22 protein-coding genes are annotated in these 26,304 nt (G+C 69.9%); 10 read left to right on the top strand and 12 right to left on the bottom strand.

Features of this window, described 5'->3' with window-relative positions:
- Positions 1–155: 155 nt before the first annotated feature.
- Positions 156–1,280, bottom strand: a complete 1,125-nt coding sequence (locus tag ACFXJL_RS12170) for a hypothetical protein (RefSeq protein ID WP_384691598.1) — start codon at positions 1,278–1,280, stop codon at positions 156–158.
- A gap of 100 nt (positions 1,281–1,380) precedes the next feature.
- Between ACFXJL_RS12170 and ACFXJL_RS12165 the strand changes: the two genes are divergently transcribed.
- Complete coding sequence (locus tag ACFXJL_RS12165) at positions 1,381–3,912, top strand: helicase C-terminal domain-containing protein (RefSeq protein WP_358877107.1); 2,532 nt, start codon at positions 1,381–1,383, stop codon at positions 3,910–3,912.
- Here the strand turns inward: ACFXJL_RS12165 and ACFXJL_RS12160 are convergent.
- Entirely contained in the window at positions 3,875–4,519 is a 645-nt protein-coding gene (locus tag ACFXJL_RS12160; RefSeq protein ID WP_384692107.1) for a VanZ family protein, read from the bottom strand. The two genes, ACFXJL_RS12165 and ACFXJL_RS12160, sit on opposite strands and share 38 nt — an antisense overlap.
- 265 nt (positions 4,520–4,784) lie before the next feature.
- On the opposite strand from ACFXJL_RS12160, the gene ACFXJL_RS12155 reads away from it, so the two are divergent.
- A complete protein-coding gene (locus ACFXJL_RS12155; RefSeq protein WP_358877104.1) occupies positions 4,785–6,422 on the top strand; it encodes a DNA repair helicase XPB in 1,638 nt (545 codons plus the stop codon).
- Between the two features lie 99 nt (positions 6,423–6,521).
- Here the strand turns inward: ACFXJL_RS12155 and ACFXJL_RS12150 are convergent, their stop codons facing one another.
- Complete coding sequence (locus ACFXJL_RS12150) at positions 6,522–6,719, bottom strand: hypothetical protein (RefSeq protein WP_358877103.1); 198 nt, start codon at positions 6,717–6,719, stop codon at positions 6,522–6,524.
- A gap of 365 nt (positions 6,720–7,084) precedes the next feature.
- Between ACFXJL_RS12150 and ACFXJL_RS12145 the strand changes: the two genes are divergently transcribed.
- Positions 7,085–9,202, top strand: a complete 2,118-nt coding sequence (locus ACFXJL_RS12145; protein ID WP_384691593.1) for a HelD family protein — start codon at positions 7,085–7,087, stop codon at positions 9,200–9,202.
- A gap of 173 nt (positions 9,203–9,375) precedes the next feature.
- Here the strand turns inward: ACFXJL_RS12145 and ACFXJL_RS12140 are convergent, their stop codons facing one another.
- The gene (locus ACFXJL_RS12140; protein ID WP_358877102.1) at positions 9,376–10,074 is read right to left on the bottom strand and encodes a copper homeostasis protein CutC; all 699 of its coding nucleotides are present in this window, start codon (positions 10,072–10,074) and stop codon (positions 9,376–9,378) included.
- 193 nt (positions 10,075–10,267) lie between these two features.
- Here ACFXJL_RS12140 and ACFXJL_RS12135 point away from each other — a divergent pair, with 193 nt between their 5' ends.
- Positions 10,268–12,535, top strand: a complete 2,268-nt coding sequence (locus ACFXJL_RS12135; RefSeq protein ID WP_384691590.1) for a heavy metal translocating P-type ATPase — start codon at positions 10,268–10,270, stop codon at positions 12,533–12,535.
- Between the two features lie 94 nt (positions 12,536–12,629).
- On the opposite strand, the gene ACFXJL_RS12130 is transcribed toward ACFXJL_RS12135, so the two are convergent.
- A complete protein-coding gene (locus ACFXJL_RS12130) occupies positions 12,630–12,947 on the bottom strand; it encodes a DUF6479 family protein (RefSeq protein ID WP_329020583.1) in 318 nt (105 codons plus the stop codon).
- A 167-nt stretch (positions 12,948–13,114) separates the two neighbouring features.
- Between ACFXJL_RS12130 and ACFXJL_RS12125 the strand changes: the two genes are divergently transcribed.
- From ACFXJL_RS12125 to ACFXJL_RS12115, 3 genes are all read left to right on the top strand, one after another.
- Entirely contained in the window at positions 13,115–13,855 is a 741-nt protein-coding gene (locus ACFXJL_RS12125; protein WP_384635471.1) for a hypothetical protein, read from the top strand.
- A 177-nt stretch (positions 13,856–14,032) separates the two neighbouring features.
- Complete coding sequence (locus ACFXJL_RS12120; protein ID WP_384692104.1) at positions 14,033–15,253, top strand: Cmx/CmrA family chloramphenicol efflux MFS transporter; 1,221 nt, start codon at positions 14,033–14,035, stop codon at positions 15,251–15,253.
- A gap of 125 nt (positions 15,254–15,378) precedes the next feature.
- On the top strand, positions 15,379–15,981 hold the full coding sequence (locus ACFXJL_RS12115; protein ID WP_384691587.1) for a Uma2 family endonuclease: 603 nt from the start codon (positions 15,379–15,381) through the stop codon (positions 15,979–15,981).
- 14 nt (positions 15,982–15,995) lie between these two features.
- Here the strand turns inward: ACFXJL_RS12115 and ACFXJL_RS12110 are convergent, their stop codons facing one another.
- On the bottom strand, positions 15,996–16,262 hold the full coding sequence (locus tag ACFXJL_RS12110; protein ID WP_383536703.1) for a DUF4031 domain-containing protein: 267 nt from the start codon (positions 16,260–16,262) through the stop codon (positions 15,996–15,998).
- Positions 16,259–16,615, bottom strand: a complete 357-nt coding sequence (locus tag ACFXJL_RS12105; RefSeq protein ID WP_384691584.1) for a hypothetical protein — start codon at positions 16,613–16,615, stop codon at positions 16,259–16,261. The genes ACFXJL_RS12110 and ACFXJL_RS12105 overlap by 4 nt, the downstream gene beginning before the upstream one ends.
- A 99-nt stretch (positions 16,616–16,714) precedes the next feature.
- Here ACFXJL_RS12105 and ACFXJL_RS12100 point away from each other — a divergent pair, with 99 nt between their 5' ends.
- Both ACFXJL_RS12100 and murQ read left to right on the top strand, forming a co-directional pair.
- Positions 16,715–17,647: a MurR/RpiR family transcriptional regulator gene (locus ACFXJL_RS12100; protein ID WP_329027591.1), complete on the top strand. Its 933-nt coding sequence runs from the start codon at positions 16,715–16,717 to the stop codon at positions 17,645–17,647.
- A 38-nt stretch (positions 17,648–17,685) separates the two neighbouring features.
- Positions 17,686–18,663, top strand: coding sequence for an N-acetylmuramic acid 6-phosphate etherase (gene murQ / locus ACFXJL_RS12095; RefSeq protein WP_384691580.1), 978 nt, complete (start codon positions 17,686–17,688; stop codon positions 18,661–18,663).
- Between the two features lie 344 nt (positions 18,664–19,007).
- On the opposite strand, the gene ACFXJL_RS12090 is transcribed toward murQ, so the two are convergent.
- From ACFXJL_RS12090 to ACFXJL_RS12080, 3 genes are all read right to left on the bottom strand, one after another.
- Positions 19,008–20,057, bottom strand: a complete 1,050-nt coding sequence (locus tag ACFXJL_RS12090; RefSeq protein ID WP_358877095.1) for a Clp protease N-terminal domain-containing protein — start codon at positions 20,055–20,057, stop codon at positions 19,008–19,010.
- A 289-nt stretch (positions 20,058–20,346) separates the two neighbouring features.
- Positions 20,347–20,754, bottom strand: a complete 408-nt coding sequence (locus ACFXJL_RS12085) for a RidA family protein (protein ID WP_358877093.1) — start codon at positions 20,752–20,754, stop codon at positions 20,347–20,349.
- Positions 20,755–20,843: 89 nt separating this feature from the next.
- Entirely contained in the window at positions 20,844–21,059 is a 216-nt protein-coding gene (locus tag ACFXJL_RS12080; protein WP_329020601.1) for a hypothetical protein, read from the bottom strand.
- Positions 21,060–21,608: 549 nt separating this feature from the next.
- Here ACFXJL_RS12080 and ACFXJL_RS12075 point away from each other — a divergent pair.
- On the top strand, positions 21,609–22,400 hold the full coding sequence (locus tag ACFXJL_RS12075) for a hypothetical protein (protein ID WP_384691577.1): 792 nt from the start codon (positions 21,609–21,611) through the stop codon (positions 22,398–22,400).
- 30 nt (positions 22,401–22,430) lie between these two features.
- On the opposite strand, the gene ACFXJL_RS12070 is transcribed toward ACFXJL_RS12075, so the two are convergent.
- Positions 22,431–23,957 (bottom strand): alpha/beta fold hydrolase, encoded by a 1,527-nt coding sequence (locus ACFXJL_RS12070; protein ID WP_384691574.1) that lies wholly within the window; start codon positions 23,955–23,957, stop codon positions 22,431–22,433.
- A 509-nt stretch (positions 23,958–24,466) separates the two neighbouring features.
- Positions 24,467–26,062, bottom strand: a complete 1,596-nt coding sequence (locus ACFXJL_RS12065; RefSeq protein ID WP_384692101.1) for an alpha/beta fold hydrolase — start codon at positions 26,060–26,062, stop codon at positions 24,467–24,469.
- Positions 26,063–26,304 lie beyond the last annotated feature (242 nt).

Here is a 26,304-nt window from a genome sequence, read left to right as displayed (position 1 = left end):
CCGTCCCGGTCATCCCTTCCGTCGGGACTCCCAGCGGGCCCAGCGGCTGGCCGCTTACCTCGAAGCACCGTCCGCCAGAGCACCGTCCCCTGAGACCTGGCGCACCTGGCGTATTCGGCGCACCCCCGTAAGCGGCGCATTCGGCGCGCAAGGACTCACTCCACGACCTTGCGGGCCCGCCACACCAGATACAGGGCCGAGGCGATCGCCGCCCCCTTCAACATCCAGGGCCAGGTCTCCACCATCGCGTCCCGCATCCCGTCCGGTGGTACGGCTCCACCCCAGCGGCCGACCGAACGACCCCAGAGCCAGACCAGCCCCGCCGTCAACGCGGCACCGGGCAGAACGAAGACGGCGACCTTCTTCTGAGCGGTCGTGAGCTTCCGCGAGACCCACACCAGCAACCAGCCGAGACCGAGTGCGAGCAACGAGCCGGCAAGGGCGCCCCCCAGCAGGGCGACGGCGGCCACCAACAGCATCGGACTGCCGAACCGCGTACCCACAGCAGTCGCGCCAGCCGCGGGCTCGACCACGGCTTCGATCGGGCGACGCCGGAACTTGGCCAGTGACCGCGGCACGGGCACCCAGCGCAACCAGCGCTTCCGGGCCTCGGCTTCCGCTGCTTCGTCCTCCTCGGTGGCCCCGGCCTCCTCTTCCTCCTCCGGCGGGGGTTTCAGTATTTCCGGGATCTCCACCCCGCCCGTGAAGCCGGGCACCTGCTCGCCCACCCCGAACGGCGTCGACTCGATGCGCCACCAGTCGACGTCCGGGCCCGGGTCCACATCCCCGAATTCGCCCGGCTCCGCCTGGTGCGGGGGCAGCCCGCCATCGGGGAACAGCGGATCCGGCACCGGTTCCGGTGCGACGGTGTCGGACTTGGTCAGCCAACTCCGCGGGCGCGGAATCCGACGGCGCGCCGGCTTCTCAGGCTCGATCGGCGAGGGCGCCGGAGGAGCGGGCGGAGCAGCCGTAGCGGGCGGCTCCTCGGCCTCCAGCGGTGGAGCGGGTTGCTGCGGGGCGAAGGGCTCGGTCGTCTCGGACGGGGACCGATCGCCCGAACCGACCGCGTTCACCACCTCGTCCGGGGTACCTAGCCGCCCCAGGATGCGCCGCACCGAAGCGGGCCCGTCACCCAGCGCACGGGCCCGCTGCCGATCGATCTCCCCACGCAGCGAAGTCACCAACTGCATGCGGGCGCCCGATGGCAACTGCCGCTGCTGCGCCAGATCTCCGACCCGGCTCAGATAGTCGTAGACGAGCTGATCGCTCTCGATCCCCACGGGCTTTCCCCTGCCGTTCCCTGCCCCGGGCCGTCCCGTCTTCCCCGGACCGGCCCGCCCTGCACCAGACCGTAGCGTTCCAGGGGCTAACGTGGGGCGGATGGGGACCACACCCGAAGGAAGCAGCCCGCGCACACTGGCCGAGGCCCTGCGCTCCCGAGACGACGGGGAGCTCGCGGCCCTGCTGCGCGCACGCCCCGACCTGTTGTCCCCGGTCCCCGGCGATCTCACCCAGCTGGCGACCCGGGCGGGCACCAGGGCCTCGGTGGTGCGCGCTCTGGAACGGCTCGACAGGTTCACGCTCCAGACCGCCGAAGCCGTCGCCGTGGCGCCCGATCAGGCGTCGTACGCAACGCTCCTGGCCCTGATGGCGGGCGACGACGGCAACGAAGCGGTGGAGGCCGCCCTGCCGAGGGCGGTGACGCTGCTGCGCACCCAGGCGCTGCTGTGGGGTGGCGATGACCGGCTGCGGCTGATCCGCACCGCCCGTGAACTGCTCGCGCCCTCGCCCAGCCGGCCGTCTCCCACCGGGCTCGGTCCGACCGTCGCGGAATCCACGGCCGGGATGTCGCCCGGGCGCCTCCAGGAGATCATCGCGGCGGCGGGCCTGCCGACCACCCACGATCCGGTGTCGGCGGTCGCCGGGTTGACGGCGCTGTTCACCGACCGGGAGCGCATGGCCGCCCTGCTGGACACCGCCCCCTCCGAGGCACTGACCGTGCTGGACCGACTCGTCTGGGGACCCCCGTACGGCGAGGTGACGTCCAGTCCGACACCACCGGTGCGCTGGCTGCGCGATCGCGGACTGCTGCTGCCCACCTCGCCGCGGACGATGGTCCTGCCGCGCGAAGTGGCGCTCCATCTGCGCGCAGGGCGGGCCCACCGCACTCCCGAGCCGGTACCGCCCGCGGTCGAACCGGCCGTCTCAGCGCTGGGCGAGGGCCGTCCACAGCTCGTGGACGCCACGGCGGCGGGTCAGGCGCTCACCGCCCTGACGACCGTCGAGGACCTGCTCCAGGACTGGCATGAGGGCGGACCCGCCGTGCTGCGCGCCGGTGGACTCTCGGTGCGCGACCTCAAGCGGACCGCGACCGCGCTCGACACCACCGAGGCGATGGCCGCCTTCTGGTTGGAGTTGGCGTACGCGGCCGGGCTCCTCGCATCCGACGGAGAAGCGGACGAGCGGTACGCCCCCACGCCCGCCTACGACGAATGGCTCACCCTCGCCCCCGCCGCACGCTGGGCCGAGCTGGCGCGTGCCTGGCTCACGGCGACGCGTACGTCCGGCCTGGTGGGCAGCTTGGACGGCAAGGGCCGCACCTATGCGGTGCTCGGTCCCGACCTGGACCGTTCGGCGACCGTGGAGACCCGACGGCGGGTGCTGGAGCTGCTGGCCGCACTGCCCGAGGGCACGGCCCCGGTTCCGCAGACCCTGCTGGCACGGTTGCACTGGGAGCGCCCGCTGCGGTCGCAGACCCCGAGCAACACCCTCACCAGCGGCCATCCCGCCGACCGTGCGAGCGGCCCGGTCGACCTGCGCTCCAAGATCGCGTCTTGGACCCTGGCGGAGGCGGAATCCCTGGGCGTGACCGGTCGGGGCGCACTGGCGAGCCACGGCCGGGCGCTGCTGTCGGCCACTCCCGGTTCGGAAGAGCCGTCTTCCGAACCGGGAGTGGCCGATCCGGCCCGGACCGCCGCAAGCGTCCTCACCCCCCTGCTGCCCAACCCGCTCGACCACGTCCTGCTCCAGGCCGACCTGACCGCCGTCGCGCCGGGCCCGCTGGAGCGGCCCCTCGCGGAGACCCTCGCGGTCCTCGCGGACGTCGAGTCCAAGGGCGGTGCGACCGTCTACCGCTTCACGCCCGGTTCGGTGCGCCGCGCTCTGGACGCCGGCCGTTCGGCATCCGATCTGCATGCCTTCCTGGCCGCGCACTCCCGTACCCCGGTTCCCCAGCCGCTGAGCTATCTCATCGACGACATGGCCCGTCGCCACGGTCACCTACGGGTCGGTTCGGCCTCCGCGTATGTGCGCTGCGACGACGAGGCGCTGTTGGACGAGATCCTCGCGGACCGGCGCTCGCAGCCGTTGGGCCTGCGGCGCATCGCCCCCACCGTGCTCGCCGCCCAGGCCGACCCGGCGGGGCTGCTCACCGGACTGCGCGGCCTCGGGTACGCACCCGCCGCCGAGTCGTCGGACGGCGATGTGATGATCGCCCGCGCCCATGCCCGCCGCACCCCGCCGCGCACCCCGCCCACTCCGGTGCCCGACGGTCCGCCGGTGCCGGATTCGACCCTGCTCGGAGCGGCGGTCAAGGCGATCCGGGCCGGCGATCTGGCGGCGACGGTGGCCCTGAAGCCGGTGGCGTCCGATGCGCCCCAGCCGAAGGGCGGCGAACTGCCCCGCTCCACTCCGGCCGAGACCCTCGCCACGGTTCAGGCGGCTGCCATGACGGGGTCGGCGGTCTGGATCGGTTATGTGAACGCGGAAGGATCGGCGAGCCAGCGGGTGATCGCCCCGGTGCGGGTCGAGGGCGGCTTCGTCACCGCGTACGACCACACGGCCGACGAGGTCCGCACCTATCCGCTGCACCGCATCACGGGCGTCGCGGAACTCGCGGACGATCCGAGCTGAATCCGTCCCGGAACCTGAGCCTGAGCCGGGTCAGCGCCTTGGTCCGGCCGGCGCCGGGGGCCGCCGGCTTGCTCTGCGGGGCCGGCTTGCTCAGCGAGGGGGCGGGCGTGGCCGGTTCGCCCTGCCGGTCGTCCGTCTCCCGGCCGGGTTCGGTGCCCCTCGGGTCCATGGCGCCCCGGGACGGGGTCGGCTCGGCCAGGGTGTGGAAGCGATGGCTGATCCGCCGCCCCAGGAGGAGATAGGCGATCAATGCACCGCTGGTGTTGAGGATGACGTCGTCCACGTCGAAGGCACGGCCTTCCACCAGCGCCCCCTGCGTCAGCTCCACGAAGATCATCACCACCGCGGTCAGCACCAGGACCCGGAGCATCCGCAGCTTGCGGGGCACGAGCAACGGCAGGAGCAGTCCGAACGGGGCGCCAAGCAGCAGATTGCCGCCGACCTGCTTGCAGGCGGCGAGGAAGGTGTACTCCTCGGCGTACTGCCGCAATGACCTACCGGGCTGGAGATTGGCTCCGGCGATGTCGGCCGATGCCGTCGAGGGGGTCAGGGTCAGTCTGGCCAGCACCACCGAGAACACGACCAGTGCCGCCAGAGCCACCGCCATGATCAGCAGCCGCAGGGCCGTCGTACGCCATGGAGCACCCGAAGCATCCGCCGAGACAGCGCCTGCCGGGGTACCCCCTTCGCTCTGTGTTCCCCTGGGTCCGGTCATATCTCGCGGATGCCCCCGAAGGCGGCGATCAGGCGTGTCGAACACAGATGCTGCCCGGGTGTTCGGCACCGTCCACCGGCCGTGGCGGCCCGCGTCACACCCCACGGGGGCATCCATGCGGCACACTGGAGGTTTGGCTCACCGAAAGGGCACAGGTGTGAACGGCCCCCTCATCGTTCAGAGCGACAAGACCCTCCTCCTCGAAGTCGACCACGAGCTGGCCGACGCCTGCCGCCGCGTCATCGCTCCCTTCGCCGAACTGGAGCGCGCGCCCGAGCACATCCACACCTACCGGATCACCCCCCTCGGCCTGTGGAACGCCCGGGCGGCAGGGCACGACGCGGAGCAGGTCGTGGACGCCCTCGTCGAGTACAGCCGCTACCCCGTGCCCCACGCCCTGCTCGTCGATGTCGCCGAGACCATGGCCCGCTACGGCCGGCTCACGCTGTCCAAGCACCCCACGCACGGGCTGGTCCTCACCAGCACCGACCGGCCGGTGCTGGAGGAGATCCTGCGCTCCAAGCGGGTCCAGCCGCTCATCGGGGAACGCATCGACGCCGACTCGGTCGCCGTGCACCCCTCCGAGCGCGGGCAGATCAAGCAGACCCTGCTGAAGCTGGGCTGGCCCGCCGAGGACCACGCCGGATACGTCGACGGCGAGGCCCACCGCATCGATCTCGAAGAGAACGGCTGGGCACTGCGCCCGTACCAGAAGCAGGCCGTCGAGGGCTTCTGGCACGGCGGCTCTGGCGTCGTCGTACTGCCGTGCGGTGCGGGCAAGACGCTGGTCGGCGCGGGTGCGATGGCACAGGCGAAGGCGACCACGCTGATCCTGGTCACCAACACGGTCTCCGCCCGCCAGTGGAAGCACGAACTGATCAAGCGCACTTCGCTGACCGAGGACGAGATCGGCGAGTACAGCGGCACGAAGAAGGAGATCCGCCCGGTCACCATCGCCACCTACCAGGTGCTGACGACCAAGCGGAAGGGCATCTATCCGCATCTGGAGCTGTTCGACTCGCGCGACTGGGGGCTGATCCTCTACGACGAGGTGCATCTGCTGCCCGCGCCCGTCTTCAAGTTCACCGCCGACCTCCAGGCCAGACGTCGCCTCGGGCTGACCGCCACGCTCGTACGGGAGGACGGACGCGAGTCGGACGTGTTCTCGCTGATCGGTCCGAAGCGGTTCGACGCGCCGTGGAAGGAGATCGAGGCGCAGGGTTACATCGCGCCCGCGGACTGTGTGGAGGTGCGGGTGAACCTCACCGACTCCGAGCGTCTCGCGTACGCCACGGCGGAGACCGAGGAGAAGTACCGCTTCTGTGCCACCACCGCCACCAAGCGGAAGGTGACCGAGGCTCTCGTCGCGAAGCACCAGGGCGAGCAGACCCTGGTCATCGGGCAGTACATCGATCAACTCGATGAGCTCGGCGAGCATCTGGACGCGCCCGTGATCAAGGGCGAGACGTCCAACGCCCAGCGCGAGAAGCTCTTCGAGGCGTTCCGGCAGGGCGAGATCTCTGTGCTCGTCGTATCGAAGGTCGCCAACTTCTCGATCGACCTTCCGGAGGCGACCGTCGCCATCCAGGTGTCCGGCACCTTCGGTTCCCGACAGGAGGAGGCCCAGCGGCTGGGCCGGGTGCTGCGGCCCAAGGCGGACGGCCATGAGGCGCGGTTCTACTCGGTGGTCGCGCGGGACACGATCGACCAGGACTTCGCGGCGCACCGTCAGCGCTTCCTGGCGGAGCAGGGATACGCCTACCGCATCATGGACGCGGACGAACTGCTCAGCTGATGTATCCGTGGGAAGACCCGGTGGGTTGCGAGCCAGGAGTCGGGTCGTCCTCGGCGCCCGCGGTGCGAGGTACGGGGGCGGGGTACGGGGTCTGCGGATTCAGCGGCGCCGGACACCCGCCTCCTCCGCGTACTCGCCGAGGACGGCGACGCTGAAGACGGTGCCGACGAACACCTTGACCGCGCGCAGCGCATTTCCCGCGCGGTGGGGTGAGTGGTGGGCGCCGCTCGCCGATGCACCGTGGTGGGAGCGGGGTCGAGGGACCTGGGCGCTGGGTGTGAAGGTTGCTGTACTCATACCTCCATGGTGGTCGGCGGGCCGTTCGAACACATCGAACCAAGGACTGAACCGCGTCCCCACCCGCCTACGACTCCAGACATAGGGGTTCCCCTACGGGCACGGGACCTGGGGAGGAGCGGCGAGTCATCCCTGTGGCAGGCAACCGATGGGCGGGTGGAGCCCTCCACCCCCCGGCGATGCTCACACCACACGATCGAACGACCACACCGTGTCACCGACGGGTGGGAAACCCGGTCGCCCGGGACCCGCCCCCAGGACTAGACTCCGCGCCTTGCCCGCCTCCCACTCGTGGAGCGCCGCCGTCCGGACGGAAACCGGACGGCTCAGCCATGCCCGTACCGCTGTTGCTCCGGAGGCGACCCGTGCCCGCGCACGCCCCACTCCCAGCCGTCCCCGACCCCGACCCGGTCCCAGACCCCGAAACCGTGCCCGAAGCCGTGCCCGCTGAACCTGCTGTCGCCCTCGACCCGCTGGCGCGAGAGCGTGCCCATCTGCGCGCGTCGCGCACCGCCCTGCGCTCCATGCGCGAGGAGGTGCAGGCACTGGACATCAAGGACGTCACCGCGAACTGGGTCAACGCGGCCGTCCTCCAGGCACAGATCGACGGGCGCATCGCGGAGTTGGCCGACCTCTCCCACACCCCCCTCTTCTTCGGCCGTCTCGACTTCCTCCACACCACGCAGGAGGGGCAGCGCTTCTACATCGGCCGCCGCCATGTGCACGACGGCGGCGGCGATCCCATGGTGGTGGACTGGCGCGCCCCGGTGTCACAGGCGTTCTACCGGGCCTCGCGGAAGGACCCGCTCGACGTCCGGCTGCGCCGCAGGTTCGGCTACACCGGCGGCGAACTCACCGCGTACGAGGACGAGGACCTGACCGTTCCCACCGAGGGCGACGCGTACGCGAGCAAACTGCTCCAGGCGGAGATCGAACGTCCCCGAGTGGGCCCCATGCGGGACATCGTCGCCACGATCCAACCCGAGCAGGACGAGATCGTCCGGTCCTCGCTCGGCGGCACGGTGTGCGTGCAGGGCGGGCCGGGCACCGGGAAGACGGCCGTGGGTCTGCACCGGGTCGCCTACCTCCTCTACGCCCATCGGGAGCGCCTGGCCCGCACCGGCACCCTGGTGATCGGGCCGAACCGCTCCTTCCTCCACTACATCGAGCAGGTGCTGCCCGCGCTCGGTGAACTGGACGTCAAGCAGGCGACGGTGAACGACCTGGTGGCCCGGGTCGAGGTGCGCGGGGTGGACGAGGCGGCAGCGGCGGTCGTCAAGGGGGACGCCCGGCTGGCCCGGGTGCTGCGGACCGCCCTGCGTTCCCACGTCACCCTGCCCACCGAGCCGGTGATGGTGGTGCGGGGTTCACGGCGCTGGCGCATCCCCGCGTACGAACTGGAGGAGATCGTCCAGGAGCTGTTGGACCGGGACATTCGGTACGGCGCGGCCCGTGACGCACTGCCGCAGCGCATCGCCCATGCGGTGCTGATCCGGATGGAGGCGGCCGGCGAGGCTCCCGACGACCGGGTGCAGGACGCGGTGGCCCGCAATCCCGCGGTGAAGGCAGCGGTCAAGGCCATCTGGCCGCCGGTGGACCCGGCCAAGCTGGTCCTGCGGCTGCTGTCGGACGCCGACTTCCTGGCGGAGCACGCCGAAGGGGTGCTCACCGCCGAGGAGCAGCGCACGATCCTGTGGATGAGACCGGCGAGGAGCGTGCGCAGCGCGAAGTGGTCGGCGGCGGACGCCGTGCTGATCGACGAGGCCACCGATCTGGTGCAGCGCACGCCGTCGCTGGGCCATGTGGTGCTGGACGAGGCTCAGGATCTGTCCCCCATGCAGTACCGGGCGGTGGGTCGGCGCTGTACGACGGGATCGGCCACTGTCCTCGGTGACCTGGCCCAGGGCACCACTCCGTGGGCCACCGGGAGTTGGCGCGAGGCCCTGGCGCACCTCGGCAAGCCGGACGCCCATGTGGAGGAGCTCACCGCGGGCTTCCGCGTGCCCCGGGAGGTCATCGCGTACGCCTCCCGGCTGCTGCCGCACATGTCGCCGGGGTTGGCGGAGGTGCGTTCGGTGCGGGAGTCCCCTGGGTCGCTCGACGTGCGCCGGGTCGAGTCACCCGGGTCGCTCGACGAGGCCGTGGTCGGGGCCTGCGTCGAGGCGCTGGCCCATGAGGGGTCGATCGCGCTGATCGCCGCGGACGGCCGGGTGGAGGCGCTGGGTGCGGCTCTGTCCGCGGCCGGGCTCGCCTTCCTGGCGCCGGGCGAGGAGACCACGGTGGACTCCCGGCTGACCCTGGTTCCGGCGTCGCTGGCGAAGGGTCTTGAGTACGACTACGTGGTGTTGGACGATCCCGCGACGATCGTGGCGTCCGAGCCCGACGAACGCACCGGGCTGCGACGGTTGTACGTGACGTTGACGCGTGCCGTGTCGGGGCTGACCGTGCTGTACGAGGACGAACTGCCGGCTCAGCTGCGGTAGCCGGCCCACTCACGGCCTTGGGGCCACCACCACCCCGTCGGGATGGTAGTGGCCCCAAGGGCCGCTCAGGCCGGCCCGGTCTGGTTCACAGGCGGGCCGGCCCGATCGGGTTCACAGGCGGGCCGGCCCGGCCGGGTTCACAGGCGGGCCGGCCCGGCCGGGTTCACAGGCGTTCAGGCGTCGAGCACGGACCGCCATTCGCGTACCGCCGATGCCGACACCGGCCCGGTCCAGCCCTCGGGGCGGGCCGCTCCACCGATGTGGAAGCCCTCGATGCCGGCCGAGAGCAGCACCGACACATGGTCCAGGCGCAGCCCGCCGCCGACCAGGATCTGGGCCTCGTACCCGGGCTCGCCCGCGCGGGCCACCTCTGCGAGCAGCGTCGGCAGTCCTGCGTCGACGCCCGTGGGGGATCCGGCGGTCAGATAGGTGTCGAGGCCGGGTACGTCCGCCAGTCGTGTGCGCAGGGCCTCCCGGTCCTTGGCGCGGTCGATGGCCCGGTGGAAGGTCCAGGCACAGCCGGAGATCTCCACCAGGATGCGTTCGACGGTGACCAGGTCGGGGTTGCCCGATGCGTCCAGGTAGCCGAGGACGAATTCGTCGGCGCCCTCGGCCCGTAGTCCGGCGGCGGCCTCCACCAGGTTCTCGACGTCCTGGGGTGACCCGGCCGTGAATCCGTCGGTCAGTCGCAGCATGACGCGCAGCGGGATGTCCACGGCGGCCCGGATGCGGCCGAAGGTCTCGCGGGACGGGGTCAGCCCGTCCGCCGCGATGTCGGTGACCAGCTCAAGCCGGTCCGCGCCTCCGGTCTGGGCCGCGACCGCGTCCTCGGCGTCCAGAGCGATCACCTCTAGGACTGCACGGTTGCTCATGTGACCCCATTCCTCCAGGGAGACGGCTTATCGCTCCAATAGGTCTAGTCCAATAAACAAGACTAGTGCGCAGCCTGCACAGCCGCAGCAGCACCCCCATGGGTCCACACTTGCATGAGATACGGGCAGGGGGTATACATGAACCCATAAGAGATACCCCCTAGGGGTATCAGCCGCCGGACAGGGAGGACTCATGGCGCACACAGCCACCCACCAAGAGGTAGAACTCGCCATCGGCGGGATGACGTGTGCCTCCTGCGCGGCCCGCATCGAGAAGAAGCTCAACCGCATGGAAGGCGTCGAGGCCACCGTCAACTACGCCACCGAGAAGGCCAAGGTCACCTTCGCGGGCGAGGTCTCCGTCCAGGACCTGATCGGCACGGTCGAGGCGACCGGTTACAGCGCCAAGCAGCCCAAGCCGGCCCCCACCCACGGTACGACGGGCGGGCCGGGCGACGGCGACCAGGAGCCCGAAGAGGAGGACCGCGAGCTGGTGACCTTGCGCCAGCGCATGATCACCGCCGTCACCCTCTCGATCCCGGTCATCGCCATGGCGATGATCCCCGCCCTCCAGTTCCAGTACTGGCAGTGGCTCTCGCTCACCCTCGCCGCTCCGGTCGTCACCTACGCCGGCTGGCCCTTCCACCGCGCGGCCTGGAAGAACCTGCGGCACGGCGCGGCCACCATGGACACCCTCGTCTCGGTCGGCACCTCGGCCGCGTTCATCTGGTCGCTGTACGCCCTGTTCTGGGGCCACGCCGGGATGCCCGGCATGACCCACCCCTTCGAGCTCACGATCTCCCGCAGCGACGGCGCGTCGAACATCTACCTGGAGGCTGCGGCCGGCGTCACCGCGTTCATCCTGGCCGGCCGGTTCTTCGAGGCGCGCTCCAAGCGGAAGGCGGGCGCGGCCCTGCGTGCGCTGATGCACCTGGGCGCCAAGGAGGTCACGGTCCTGCGGGACGGGCAGGAGGTCCGCGTACCCACCGGCGAACTGGCGGTCGGCGACCACTTCCTGGTGCGCCCCGGAGAGAAGATCGCCACGGACGGTGTGGTCGTCGAGGGCTCGTCCGCCGTGGACGCCTCGATGCTGACCGGTGAGTCCGTACCCGTCGAGGTCTCCCCCGGCGACGGGGTCACCGGTGCCACCCTGAACGCCGGCGGCCGACTGGTCGTCGAGGCCACCAGGGTCGGCGCGGACACCCAGCTCGCCCGGATGGCACAGCTCGTCGAGGACGCCCAGAACGGCAAGGCGTCCGCCCAGCGGCTGGCCGACAAGATCTCCGCGGTCTTCGTCCCGATCGTGATCCTGCTCGCCCTCGGCACCCTCGCGGTGTGGCTGGCGACCGGCGAGGGCTGGGCGGCTGCCTTCACCGCGGCGGTGGCCGTACTGATCATCGCCTGCCCCTGCGCGCTCGGCCTGGCCACACCGACCGCCCTCATGGTCGGCACCGGCCGGGGAGCCCAGCTCGGCATCCTGATCAAGGGACCCGAGGTCCTGGAGACCACCCGCAAGGTCGACACCGTCGTCCTGGACAAGACCGGAACCGTCACCACCGGCAAGATGACCCTGCTCGCCGTCCACACCGCCGACTCCACCGACGAGACCGAGGTGCTCAGGATCGCCGGCGCGCTGGAGAACGCATCCGAGCACCCCATCGCCCAGGCCGTTGCCGCCGGCGCCGTCCAGAAGACCGGTGCGCTGCCGACCCCCGAGGACTTCGCCAACATCCCCGGACTCGGCGTCCAGGGAATCGTCGAGGGCCGTGCGGTCCTGGTCGGCCGGCAGAAGCTGCTCGCCGAGTGGGAGATCCACCTGCCGGTGGAGCTTGAGCGCGCCAAGGCGGACGCCGAGGCCGCGGGCCGCACCGCGATCGCGGTGGCCTGGGACGGCGAGGCCCGTGCGGTCCTGGAGGTCGCCGACGCGGTGAAGGACACCAGCGCCGAGGCGATCAAGGGGCTGCGCGCCCTGGGACTGACGCCGATCCTGCTCACCGGTGACAACCGGGCGGTGGCCGAAGCGGTGGCCGCCGAGGTCGGCATCGACGAGGTGATCGCCGAGGTCATGCCGGAGGACAAGGTCGACGTGGTCAAGCGGCTCCAGGCCGAGGGCCGGAGCGTGGCCATGGTCGGCGACGGTGTGAACGACGCCGCGGCGCTCGCCCAGGCCGATCTGGGGCTCGCCATGGGCACCGGTACGGACGCGGCGATCGAGGCCAGCGATCTGACCCTGGTACGGGGCGACCTGAGGGCCGCGGCCGATGCCATCCGGCTCGCCCGTCGCACCCTGGGCACGATCCGCTCGAACCTGTTCTGGGCCTTCGCCTACAACGTGGCCGCCCTGCCGCTCGCGGCGCTGGGGCTTCTCAGCCCGATGATCGCGGGCGCGGCGATGGCCTTCTCCTCGGTGTTCGTCGTGGGCAACAGTCTGCGACTGCGCCGCTTCAAGTCAGCCATCTGAAAACCGGCCGACCGACCCTCCGAGCCGAAGGGACAGAGGACCAAAAACAGAGGACCACAAGGGACAGAGGACCAAGGGAGCGGGAGTCGGGGCGTCAGCCGCCCAGGCTCCCGCTTCCGAATGCCCCGCCGCCGACGTTCTTCCCGTGCATGGGCCGAGCTTCCCGCCCCTTGCCGGTGCTGTGGGAGCTGTGCGCCTTCATGTTGTACGGCAGCAGACGTTCCCCACCGTGCGGGAAGTCGTCGACGTCTTCCTCGCGGACCTCTTCGATGTGCTCCCGGTGGGCCGGTTTGTGCGGCTGCTCATCGGGGCGCGGCGGCTCGTACTCCTCCCGGCGGCGCGAGTCCCACCACATGGCCGCGGTCAGCAGGGCCACCAGGAAAATACCGATGATGAGCATGAGTGCGATCATGGTGTCTGCCTTCCGTACGGGGTGGCACGCACCTCTCCTTCCTTCCAGTATCGCCCTCTTTGTGCGTTTTAGTACGATTCAACTGACGAGGACCGCTCTGACCTGCACGAACGGGATGCAGACGACCATGAGGACACCGCGAACCGTGCCGCTCTAGAGTCGGACGCATGAGCCCCGCTGACGCCGGCCTCCCGGAACCCCGAGCACTCCACGCCCTTGAGGCATCCCTGCCACCTCAGGTGCTCGTCGAGCGCTTCTCCCGCGCCCTGCTGGCCGCCCGCGGTGATGCCCCGGGCCCCGACCCCCGGCCGTACGCCACTGCCCTCCTCGCCCGCTGGGACGAGCCGCAGCGCCGCTACCACACCACCGCCCACCTCGCCGCGGTCCTGGACCACATCGACGCCCTCGCCCCGCACGCGGCGGACGCCGACCTCGTACGACTGGCGGCCTGGTTCCACGACGCGATCTACCTCCCCGACCGCTCGGAGAATGAGGAGCGCTCGGCCCGGCTCGCCGAACGCGCCCTGCGTGAGGCAGGGCTGCCCGAATCCGCCACCGCGGAGGTCGCCCGACTCGTCCGGCTAACCGTCACCCATGCCCCCGAGCCGACCGACGCCAACGGCGCGGTCCTGTGCGATGCGGACCTGGCGATCCTCGCGGCACCTCCGACGGCCTACGCGGCCTATGCGGCAGCCGTGCGCGAGGAGTACGGATTCGTCCCGGACGACGCCTTCCGCGCCGGCCGGGCCGCGGTCCTGCGCCAACTCCTCGCGCTGCCCGCGCTGTTCCACACCCCACCGGCGACGAGGGAGTGGGAAGAGGCCGCGCGCACCAATCTGGCAGCCGAGATCGGTCGGCTCGATGCCGGCCCACCGCACTCGACGGACACCCACCCATCACCCGCGTGAACAACCCTGCGGGCCGATGCGCCTCGATCGTGGCTGAGCGCACCGGGGACTGGAGTCCGACGCGTACCGCACCGGCATATCACCGGTAATTCCCGGCCGAAATTCGCTGTGGCGGGAATGTAGACCCCAAGGCGTCCCGTTGCCACTGCTATGCCCGACTCCACCCAGCGCTCCCGCATGCCCCTCGCCGTCTACATCCTCGGCCTCTCCGTCTTCGCCCTCGGCACCAGCGAATTCATGCTCTCCGGGCTGCTCCCTCCGATCGCCGACGACATGGACGTCTCCATCCCGCAGGCCGGCCTGCTCACCTCCGCCTTCGCCATCGGCATGGTGATCGGAGCGCCCCTGCTGGCGGTCGCCACCCTCCGGCTCCCCCGCAAGACCACCCTCATCACCCTGATCTCCGTCTTCGGCCTCGGGCAGGTGGCCGGCGCGGTGGCACCGACGTACGAGATCCTCTTCGCGTCCCGGGTGATCAGCGCACTGGCGTGCGCCGGCTTCTGGGCGGTCGGCGCGGCGGTCGCCATCGCCATGGTTCCGGTCACCTCACGGGCCCGAGCCATGGCCGTGATGATCGGCGGGCTCTCCATAGCCAATGTCCTCGGCGTTCCGGCCGGGGCGTTCCTGGGCGACCACCTCGGCTGGCGATCCGCGTTCTGGGCCGTGGGTCTGGCATCCGCCGTCGCGCTCATCGGCGTGATCACCCTGATCCCGCACATCCCGCTCCCGGCCGAGAAGCCGCGACTGAAGCGGGAACTGCTGATCTACCGCGACCGACAGGTCTGGCTGTCCATCGCCGTGACCGCGCTCGCGGCGGGCGGGGTGTTCGCGGTGTTCACCTACTTCGCCCCACTGCTGACCGATGTGGCGGGCATGGACAAGAGTTCCGTCCCGATGGTGTTGGGCCTGTTCGGTCTCGGCGCCCTGGTGGGCACGGTGGTCGGCGGCCGGGTCGCCGATGCGCACCTCTTCGGAGTGCTGCTCTCCGGCATCACGGCATCGACGGTCTTCCTCGCGTTGCTCGCCCTCTTCGCCTCGACGCCCGCAGTGACGATCGCGCTGGCGTTCCTGCTCGGCCTCTCCGCGTTCTACACCGCGCCGGCGCTCAACGCCCGGATGTTCAACGTGGCGGGCGCAGCCCCCACGCTGGCGGGCGCGACGACGACCGCCGCCTTCAACCTGGGCAATTCGGGCGGCCCTTGGCTCGGCGGCAAGGTGATCGACGGCGGGTTCAGCCCCGCGGCCACGGCCTGGGCGGGGGCGGGAATGACGATCGTGGCACTGGCCCTGGTGGCTGTCTCACTGCGACTCCACGGCACCTCCCGCCTGGTCGCGGCCTCCGCACCGGCTTCCGACTCCCCCGTACGACCTGCGACACCGAGCCCCGAGCGCGTCTGATCCGGTGGACGGTTCACCCGGCCGTGGGACGCTGAACGAAACGGCCACGGCCGGGAACCCCATGGATCTACGCTCGCTCAGTCGGGTCACGGAACCCGTAGAGGGCCACGGAGAAGGAAGTCGGAATGACCTCCGCAACAGCCGGGAACGCCCGGCCGCCCCAGGGACAGCCCTGGGACGACCTCCTCCAAGCCTGGCGTGAACTGGAGGTGCGCGACGGGTGGCGTGCGGAGATCGACGGAGGAAAGATCCACGTGGTACCCCCGCCTCATGCACACCGCAACCACATCGCGGCCAAGGTGCAGCGTGCTCTGTACCCGACGCTCCCCGAGGACCTGGAGATCTACCAGACGCTCGGCGTCCACATCGCCCCGCTCGGCAAGCTGTACATCCCGGACCTCGTAGTGGCCCCCGGTGAGCTGATCGCCTCGGCATCGCCGGATCGAACCGATCCCGTCGATGCGGCCGAAGCCCTCCTCATCGTGGAGATCACCTCGCAGGGCAACGCCAAGGACGACCGCACCAAGAAACTCTGGGCCTACGCACACGCACCCGTGCCCGTCCATCTGCTGATCGACCGGTTCGATGAACACGGCCCGACCTCGACCCTCTTCACCAAGCCGCACCACGGCGCCTACCAGCACGCCGAGCGGGTGCCCTTCGGGCAGCAGGTCCGGCTGCCGGTGCCGTTCGACCTCAAGCTCGACACCGCGGCCTTTCCCCACTGATCCGCCGCAGGCGGCTACCAGGCCCGGCCCTTGGGGCGCCGCAGGCCGGCCGTCACCAGCAGCCGCACCACTTCGCGGCTCGACACCTCCACCGCACCGGCCCCCACCGCGTCCGCGTACCGATGGGACGGCACGTCGTAGTGATCGCGCTCGAACGCCCTCGGCGGACAACCGATCGAGGCGGCGAACACATGGAGCTCGTCGTACGACAGATCGCTGATGAGGTGGGACCAGAGCCGGCCGTGGCCCGGCCAGGTCGGTGGGTCGATGTACACGGTCATGCCAGCCCGCCGACCTTCGCGACCACCACGCCTGCCTTGTGGCACACCCACTGGGGATCGGGCCCCAGTTCCGGTTCCACTTCGAGGGCGTGCGGATCACCTTGATCGCACACGGGGCACAGCGGCCAGCGGCCGTGTCGTTCCAAAAGGGCGTCCTGTACGTCTTGGGCGACGAGGCCCGTGATGTACTCAATGCCCTGTGGCCACTGCTCGACCCACCAGCGCCGATGGGTCACGGAGTCTTCCACCAGTGATACGACCGCCGCGTCGGCCACGTCACGTGCGGCGAGATCCGCGAGCACGAGGGCCCGGGCCAGATGAAGGGCCTGCTCAAGAGGGTCGGCGTCGTCCATGCAGCCATTGTCACCCCTTTGGAGTACCGACCACGGCCCCGTACAGGGTCTTGACGTGAGGGTATTTTTGAAAATATCTTTCATAATGTGAGTGATTCCGTGAAGGATATTTTCAGCACGCTTCCCCCTACCGGGTCAAGGGGGCATACGCCCCCTGCCCCGGCCGCCCTGGCCGCGAAGGTCCGCACCCTCGCGCCTTCGATGACCCGCTCCATGCAACGGGTCGCCGAAGCCGTAGCCGAAGACCCCGCCGGCTGCGCCGCCCTGACCGTCACCGGACTCGCACAACTGACCGGCACCAGCGAAGCCACCGTCGTGCGCACCGCGCGCATCCTGGGGTACCCCGGGTACCGCGATCTACGCCTCGCACTGGCCGGTCTCGCCGCCCACCAGCAGTCGGGTCGATCCCCCAGCGTCACGGCTGACATCGCTGTCGACGACCCGATCAGCGAGGTGGTCACCAAGCTGGCGTACGACGAACAGCAGACCCTCGCCGACACGGCGGCCGGTCTCGACATCGCCCAACTCTCCGCGTCCGTGGCCGCTCTCGCCACGGCCCGTCGGATCGACATCTACGGCGTCGGCGCATCCTGTCTCGTGGGGATGGACCTCGCCCAGAAACTGCTCCGCATCGGTCTCGTCGCCCAGGCCCACGCCGATCCGCACCTGGCCATCACCAATGCCGTACAACTGCGCTCCGGTGATGTCGCCCTCGCCATCACCCACTCGGGCAGCACCAGCGACGTGATCGAACCACTGCGCGTGGCCTTCGACCGCGGCGCCACCACGATCGCGGTCACCGGCCGCCCGGACGGACCGGTCACCCAGTACGCCGACCAGGTGCTGACCACGTCCACGGCCCGCGAGAGCGAGTTGCGGCCGGCCGCCATGTCCTCCCGTACGGGGCAACTGCTGGTCGTCGACTGCCTGTTCATAGGTGTCGCCCAGCGGACCTACGACACGGCGGCTCCCGCACTCGCCGCCTCCTACGAAGCGCTCGCCCACCGCCACAACCACCGCAACCCGAGATGAAGAGCGGCGACGGACCACCTGATAGAGAGCAGAGCTCCATGACCTCCACGTCGGCATCGACGTCGACCTCCGCATCGGCCTCCACATCAACCCCCGCGCGCTACCGCGAGCTGCGCGCCCAACTCGACTCCCTGACCACCGAGGCGTTCCGCCCCGAGCTGGCCGACATCGACGAGCTGCCCACCCTGGACATCGCACGGATCATGAACGGGGAGGACCAGACCGTCCCCGCCGCGGTCGCCGCCCAACTGCCCCGGATCGCCGCCGCGATCGACGCCATCGCCGAACGGATGGCCCGCGGCGGACGGCTGGTCTACGCGGGCGCCGGCACGGCCGGCCGGATGGGCATCCTCGACGCCAGCGAGTGCCCCCCGACCTTCAACACCGGCCCCACGCAGGTGGTGGGCCTCATCGCCGGCGGTACGGAGGCGATCTCCGAAGCCGTCGAGGGCGCGGAGGACGATGCCGCCTTGGCCGCCGCCGATCTCGACGGGCTGGCACTGACGCCGGACGACACGGTGATCGGCGTCTCCGCCTCCGGTCGCACCCCCTATGCCGTGGGTGCCGTCGAGTACGCCCGCTCCCGTGGCGCGCTCACGGTCGGACTGTCCTGCAACGCGGGCAGCGCGCTTTCGGCCGCAGCCGACCACGGCATCGAGGTCGTCGTCGGACCGGAACTGCTCACGGGCTCCACCCGGTTGAAGTCCGGCACGGCACAGAAGCTCGTCCTCAACATGATCTCGACGATCACCATGATCCGGCTCGGCAAGACCTACGGAAACCTCATGGTCGATCTGCGCGCCTCCAACGAGAAGCTGCACGCCCGTTCCCGGCGGATCGTCTCCCTGGCCACCGGTGCATCCGACGAACAGGTCGAAGCCGCGCTCCTCGCCACCGACGGCGAGGTCAAGAGCGCGATCCTGACGATCCTGGGGAAGGTGGACGCCTCCACGGCGACCCGGCTGCTCACCCAGTCCGACGGCCATCTCCGCGCTGCCCTGTCAGCAACCGGCTAGCCCCCCGAGGAACTGGCTGAGCAACCGGACGAGAACCGGCTGAGAACCAACTGAGAACCGGCTGAAGCAGCCACCACGCGGGCCCCATCGAGAACACCGCGCCATGAAGCACACATGAAGAACACCGTGCGCGACGGCAGACACAGAGAACCGGAGCGCACGGAGAACACAGAGAACACAGAGAACTCACCGTTCGTGCAGGAAGGATTCGCGGCGCCCGAAAACCGGTCGTGCCCCCGGCCCCTCGGCCCCACCCGAGGCCCCGGCACCACCCCAGGGTCGCCCTCCGTCTTCCTCGCACACCGAGGGAACAGCGCGCAGCAGTGCCCCACCGTGCCCGTATCTCAGCCGTCGACAGCGCCCAGCGCCTCGACGAGCCGGCGAGCGCGGGTGTCGTCCCGCAAGAGGGCTTCCACCAGGGGCCCGGTTCCACTGTCGGACGCGGCTGCGTCGAGGTACTTCCCGACGGCCCGGGAATCCTCTGCCCCGAGGGCGAACCTCTCCGACTCGTCGCGCTCGATCGCCGCCCACACCGAGGCGTAGTCGACACCCATCTCATGGAGTCGTCGGCCGCCCGCGTACCGGGTGTCCAGGAGGTCCGCGCCGGCCAGCCCCTCGGCCGCCAGATGCGGGTAGTGCACGGCCACTTCATGGGTCGCGAGGACGGCCAGCAACAGGTGCTCGGTGCGCTGTTCATCGTGGCCGAGCCACTTGACGTGTACCTCGGTCTCCATCTTCACCCAGGCGATCGGGGTGGAGGCCCAGTTGACCCCGGCGGAGATGACCAACCAGCGCTTGAAGAAACCGAGGCTCCGATAGGCACGGTGCCCCAACAAACCATCGCGGGTCTTCCACAGCATCAGGTCGAGGCCGTCATCGGGGTCGGGCTCCGCGCCGTCGATGAGGGCGATGACGGCGGCAGGGGTGGTGCCGCAGATCCGCAGCGCCTCGGCGGCCCGGCTCTGTTCGTCCTGGAGTACGGCCCGTAGGAGCATGACGGTGGTCAGTTTCTTCGCACGCTGCTGTACCGCCGCGGCCATGGCGGTGTCGACAGCTCGCCGGGCGGCACCCGTCAGTTGGACGCCCTTGGCCGCGTGCTCGCCCAGCGCGACCTGGATGTCCACGCTCCGGGCGATGTCGTCAGTGCTCGTCCAGGCGTCGGGGCGGCCTGCCCGGTCGCGCAGCAGACTGAGCATGACGGTTTTGGTGACCCGTGCGTCGGCCAGCGCGCGCCTGGCGGTGGAACCCTCGTCGGTGAGGGCGGCCAGGAGTTGTTCCGTACCGATGGGTCCGTCGTCGTCACGGGCGCCCCGGGCGGCGCCGAGGACTCCGGCGGTGCTCCAGTCGGGTTCGACGACGATCGGCGTTGGGCCCTGGCCCGAGTGGCTGGTCATGGGCCCACCCTGCCCGAAGAGGATGCATACGACATCGACTGTGAGGTGGAGCGCCGACGTTCTCCTTGGTCGTGGTGGACCGGTTCAAGGAGCACCCAAAGGGGGTTGCGCAAACCGGCCATGGCATGCCGGGGCGGCGATCGGACGGCCCGGGGGACGCGCACTGGCCGCGGCCGTTTCCACAGGCCGCGGGCGGATGTCCGGGCGGGCCACCCGGTGCGCAGTGCCCCGGCTCAACTGACCGGCGCCCAGCGCTCAGGGGTGGCCGCTCGGTGCGCAGTGCTCCGGCTCAGCCCAGCGACGCCGTCAGGTCCACCTCGATCAGCTGTCCCGGGTAGCCGAGTTGGGCCACGCCCAGCAGGGTGCTCGCGGTGGTGAAGGCGGGGGCGAGCACGGATTCGTTGAGGCGGAACCAGGCCGCCGCCAGCACCTCCGCATCGGCGCTCGCCACGTAGATCACTGATCGAACGACGTCCTGCGGGGTGGCGTCCACCGCGGTGAGGGCGGCCACGGCATTGGCCGCGACCTGGTCGATCTGGGCGTTGAGGTCGGCCTCTCCCACCAGGTCGCCGGCCGGATCCAGGGGGCATTGCCCGGCCAGATATGCGGTCCGGCCCGCTTCGACGACGGTGATGTGGTGGTAGCCGGGGGTCGCGTGGAGATTGTCAGGGTTGATTCGGGTGATGCGTGCAGTCATGGTCCGAGTCTCATCGAAATGCGGAGGGGGCGCACCGGGATTTCGCTCCCGGCTCGCCCCCGCGTCCGCGTCCGCCTATCAGCGGTCGATCAGCCCCTGACCTGGTGGAGTACGACAGCCAGTCTCATCGCCGTATCCAGATTGCACCGCCCCAGATCGACCAGGGGGTAGGGGTCATCGCTGGCGAGCGAAATGGGGTCGACGCGAAGCGACGGCAATGTCACTCCCATTTCCCTCAGTTCGGTCCTCAACTGTTCGATGACCTCCTCGGCCGCCCGTAGGCGCTCCGCCGATTGCGTTGTCATAGGCCCTTCACCTCCACGCCGTGGTCGCGACTTACGTACACAGCGTGTCCAAGAACTGCCCCGCCTGAACAAGGACAATCCAGCCCTAATAGTCCTACTATTTGGCGGGCGAGTCGGCGCCGGGTCGGGGATGCCCACGACGGTCCGTACGGGTGCGCCAGAAGCCGGCCCCGACGCTGGGAGCTTGAGCTTCGAGTCGCCGAGATCGCGTTTGGCGCCGGTCGGGCCAGGGCAGCCAGTCATCGGATCTCGGGCCCGCCGGGATTTGAGCCCCGAGCCGCGAGCCCTCTCTTCAAGGAACGGGAGGAGGGCTTCAACCCGCCCACCCACCCGTGCAGTTGACTCCGGGCTACCGGTTTGCCACGGAGTGTCATCAGGCTCTAGCGTGCCCACAGCGGCACGACTCCCGTGCCCTCAGAACGAAACAACCCCCGCCAGGCGCTAGCAACACCTGCGGGGGTCTGACCAACCAAGATCAGAAGAGTGATCCAGATGGCTGATACCCAGCTTAGTGCTGTCCCGTCTCAAGTGCACGCCCACACCCACCCGATGGCCAATCCGGGCTACGGAAAGCGCTCAGCGCCGAACCAAGTAGCCCCCACCAAGCAGACGTTCGCCCACCTCCCTAGCCGGGAAGCCGCCGTCGCCGCCTACATCGACCGGCTGGCGGACGGCTCAGACATCTCCGTCAAGACCCTCGCCAAGGTCCTCCCGTACGGGCAGTGCGCCCTGCGTACGGCTCTCAACCACCTGGCCCGCGCAGGGCACTTACGACGTGGTCGCGAACACCTCAAGGGCTCGAACAGCGCCCGCTGGGTCACCCGCACCTGGTTCTCGCGCACCGCACGGGACGACACCTGGTGGGCCGCCTTCGCCGGTGGGGAGCTACGGGAGGACGTTCCGCCCCGGCCCACCCGGTCACGGGCCCTGATCCTGCTGGTGGCCCTGGGACGCACGGCTCCCGCGCTCTCCCTGTCGGCGGCGGAGTGCGCCTCCCTGGAACCGCTGGTGTCCCAGTGGTTCACCCGTGGCGCCACCGAAGCCGAGGTGCTGCGGGCGCTGACCACGGGGCTGCCCGACCCGATCCACAGCCCTGCGGCCCTCACCCGCAACCGACTGGTGCACAAGATCCCGCCGACGGCCCCGGCGCCCCCGCCCGCCCTACGCATCCTGGAGTGCGACACCTGCGGCGCGCCCGGACGCCCGCAGGCGCTGCCGGGTGGCACCTGTGCCTCCTGTCGAGGAGAACGCACCCCGTCCACGAACCCCGCCGCCCTGCCGCCGTCCCGGGTGCACGCCCACGCCCAACTGGCCCGCAGATCGGCCAGGGCCACGCGTTGACGAACGCTGGGCCCGATCGTCGCCCGATCGTCAGGAGAACCCCGGTGTGAGCGGATTACTGGGCCCCGGAAGCGTTCCGGTGCGCTCCGGCTCCGACGAGGAAGGACAGTTCAGATTGCTCGCCGGCAGCCGGCCGGACACCAGATAGGCGTTGGCCGCAGTCTCGGCGCAGACATTGCCGCTGAGGTCGTACACGCCGTGCCCCTCACCCTCGTCGACCGTCACCAGACGCGAACCCTTGAGCGCCTTGTGCATGGCGATCCCCGTCGACAGGGGGGTCTGTGAATCCCACTCGTTGTGGAGGATCAGCGCACTGCCCCCGTGGTCGATCTTGGTGGCCGGCTCGATCGCCTTGGTCCAGAACGCACAGGGGGAGACATTGGAGGGATGGTCCCCGTACAGCGGATAGCGGCCCGCGTCGTGGTACGCGTCCCGTCGATAGGTCTGGGGGTCGCGCGGCCAACTGCGGCTGTCCCCGCACAACAGGGCGTACAGGGCCGCCACCGCATTGTCCGACACCGGCTTCAACTCGGGCAACGCCGGTACGGGTTCACCCGCCGCAGCCCGCTTGAGATCGGCCATGTACCCCGCACCGATGCGGGGCGAGAAGAACGTGCCGCGGAACAGATCGCGGATGTCCGCACCGGTCAGGGAGTGCTCGCCCCACACGATGGGCTCGCGGTCCGCCCGGTCCACCAGCCCCCAGAAGGTCCCGATCACCTCGTCGCGGGTGTCCCCGAGCTGATAGGTGGTGTGGCGCTCGGCGGTCCACTCCGCCCAGCGCTGGAAGGCGGGCTCGGCCTCCGACGCCCACTTCTGGAAGGTGCCCCGCCAGATGAGTTCGGGGTCGATGGCACTGTCCAGGACGAACCGATCAGTCCGCCGGGGGAACAACTGCCCGTAGACCGCGCCCAGATAGGTGCCGTAGGAGTAGCCGAAGTAGGAGATCTTCTGCTCGCCCAGTACCGCCCGGATGATGTCCATGTCCCGCGCGGTGTTACGGGTGGTGGTGTAGCGCATGCGGTCGCTGGACTCGGTGCGGCACTTGCTCGCGATGGTGCGCGCCCATGCCACCTGCTGGGAGAACGCCTTCTCGCGGAAGGGCCTGAGCCACTTCCGCTCGTCCTCGGTGGTGCGGCAGCTCAAGGGGGAACTCTGGCCGACGCCCCGCGGGTCGAAGCCGATCAGGTCGTACCGGTCGGTGACCGACTTGGGCATGGCGGCCGTCATCTGGAGCGGCATCCCCAACCCACCGGCACCGGGCCCACCGGGGTTGAGCAGCAGTACTCCACGGCGCTTGACCGGGTCTCCCGCGGTAAGCCGCGATATCTCCAGATCGATCGCCCTGCCGCCGGGCGTCTGGTAGTCGAGCGGCACTTCGATCGTCGCGCACTGGAAGTCGGGAGTGGTGTCGGCACAGGACTGCCACACCGGGGTCTGGCGGATGTACCGGTCCAGCGCGCTGGCCGCACTGGCCGGTTCCACGGAGTAGAGCGCAGGGGCGAGCGTCGCGAGCACGGTGACCGCGATCAGTGGCACCAGCCGCTGTGCACGCATGGAGAGTCCTTCCGATCTCGGCCCGGCGAATGGGCTGACATGACTTTGCCGTGCCGGACCGCCCGACGGAAAGCCCCACTTGTGTGTGCCAGCGGCATGCACCGGGCTCCACAGAGCTGTCCGACTCGCCCCACCGTGGTACCGGATTCCCCCCGCACGCATCCGACTCCACCGACAGACCACGCCTTTTACCGGAAACCGCCCACTGTTCGGACGGACCGTCAGGAGTTCAGCCGGCCCCTGGCGGCGGATGGCGAAACGGACCTGTGAGCTTTCCCACCCTCGGGGCCGGTGTGATTTCGTACACCTTCGCTGCCGATGGTCGGGTCCGGGCAACGTTACGGCCACTCATGCCGCTTCTTCGCCTGCCCGACGCCTCTTCTGCCGATGGTGTCGCTCGTAGCGAACCCTCTGCCGATGGTCCGCTCGAACCAACCCCTTCCCCGGCGCCCGGCCCTGCGGATCACGAGCGCCGGGGAGGAGGTCCTCAGAAGCGGGGGAGAAGGTCCTCAGAAGCGGTTGGGCAGTTGGGGCAGCGGGATCGGGCTGGTGCGCGGACCGGAGGTGCGCGGCGACCCGCTCGCCTGGCAACTGACGTTCTTCGCGGGCAGCTTGCCGGTGTTGAGGTAGGTGTTGGTGATGCTGTCGGCACAGAAGTTGAGGCCCCCGTAGACGCCGTGTCCTTCGCCGCCCTTGACCGTGAGCAGCTTGGACCCCTTCAGCGCCCGGTGCAGACCGAGAGCGGAGGAGAGCGGGGTCTGCGGGTCCCACTCGTTCTGGAGGATCAGCGCGGGCACCTTGTTGTCGACCACGGTCACGGGCTCGACTGACTTGTTCCAGAAGGCGCACGGCTTGATGTTGGAGGCGAAGTCGCCGAACAGCGGATAGCGGGCCTTGTCGCGGATCGCGTCCTTGCGGTACTGCTCGGTGTCCCGGGGCCAGGCGGCGGAGTTGTCGTTGCACACGACCGTCCAGAACGCCGAATCGAGGTTGTCCAGCGTGGCGAAGTCGCCCGAGGCGGCGGGGGTGCCCGAGAGAGCGGGGGTGCCCGATGCAGCAAGGTGGCGCGACGGCGCGAGGTTGCCCGACATCGCGAACGAGCGGGGTGCCTCGGTCGGCGCGGTGCTGCGCTTGCCCGATGTGGCCTTGCCCGCCGCGGCCTTCTTGAGGTCCGAGACCATCCTGCTGGCCGTGTCCACGAAGAAGAACACATGGCGCCCGGCGCGGATGGCGTCACCGCTCAGGACTTCACCATCGATCTTGATGGGCTTCTTGTCGGCCCGGGCCACCAGGTCCCAGTAGGTCTTGCTGACCTTGGCCGGAGTGTCGCCGAGCCGATAGGTGGTGTGGCGCTTGGCCGCCCACTCGGTCCACCGCTTGAACGCCGGCTCCGTACCCTCTGCCCACACCTGGATCATCCCGCGCCAGGCCAGCTTCGGGTCCACTGCGCTGTCGAGGACGAACCGGTCCGCCCGGCTGGGAAACATCTGGCTGTAGACGGCGCCGAGATAGGTGCCGTACGAGTAGCCCAGGTAGGAGATCTTCTTCTCGCCGAGGGCGGCACGGATGACGTCCATGTCCCGGGCGGTGTTGCGCGTGGTGAAGTGCGGGAGCTTGTCGCCCACCTTCTTGCGGCACTTGTCCGCGATCCCGCGCGCCCAGGAGACGTCCTTGTTGTACGTGGCCGCCTTGTAGGGGCGCGGCCACTCCAAGTCCTTGTCGGTGAGACCGCAACTGACGGGCGAACTGTGGTTCACACCCCGTGGGTCGAAGCCGATCAGGTCGTACCGGTCGCGCACCGACTTGGGCAGCATCTGCATCATGTCGTAGGGCATGTAGAGGCCGGAGCCACCAGGGCCGCCCGGATTGAAGAACAGCACTCCGCGACGTTTGGCCGCGGTACTGGTCTTCATCCGAGATATCGCCACCTCGGTCTTCTTGCCGGTCGGCTTCTTGTAGTCCAGGGGCACCTTGATCTTGGCGCACTGGAGGGTGGCCGGAAGATCGGGAACGCACCGCTTCCACTTGAGCTTCTGCTGCGTGTACTGGGCCAGCGGCTGAGCGGCTGCGGGTGTTGCGGCGAGACCGGGGGCGAGTGTCGCCATGACGCTCACGGCGAGCAGGGGCACCAGTCGTCGTCTTTGCACGTGGGGATTCCTTCCGGCATATGCAGGGGACATGACGACACTGCCGTGCGGGACGACCCGCGGAATCCATCGCTCAGATGGCTTTGAATCCACCTGTGGTCGGACAACCGATCGACGCTCTCCTCCTAGGGCTGTAGAGAAGGAACAGCCCGTTCCGAGGGAGGAATTGAACGAGGGCACCGGAGAAGTCCCCTCGGCCG

This window comes from Streptomyces sp. NPDC059256 (genome assembly GCF_042753785.1).
In the GTDB taxonomy this organism is placed as follows: Bacteria; Actinomycetota; Actinomycetes; order Streptomycetales; family Streptomycetaceae; genus Streptomyces.
This window is presented reverse-complemented; position numbering and strand designations above follow the sequence as displayed.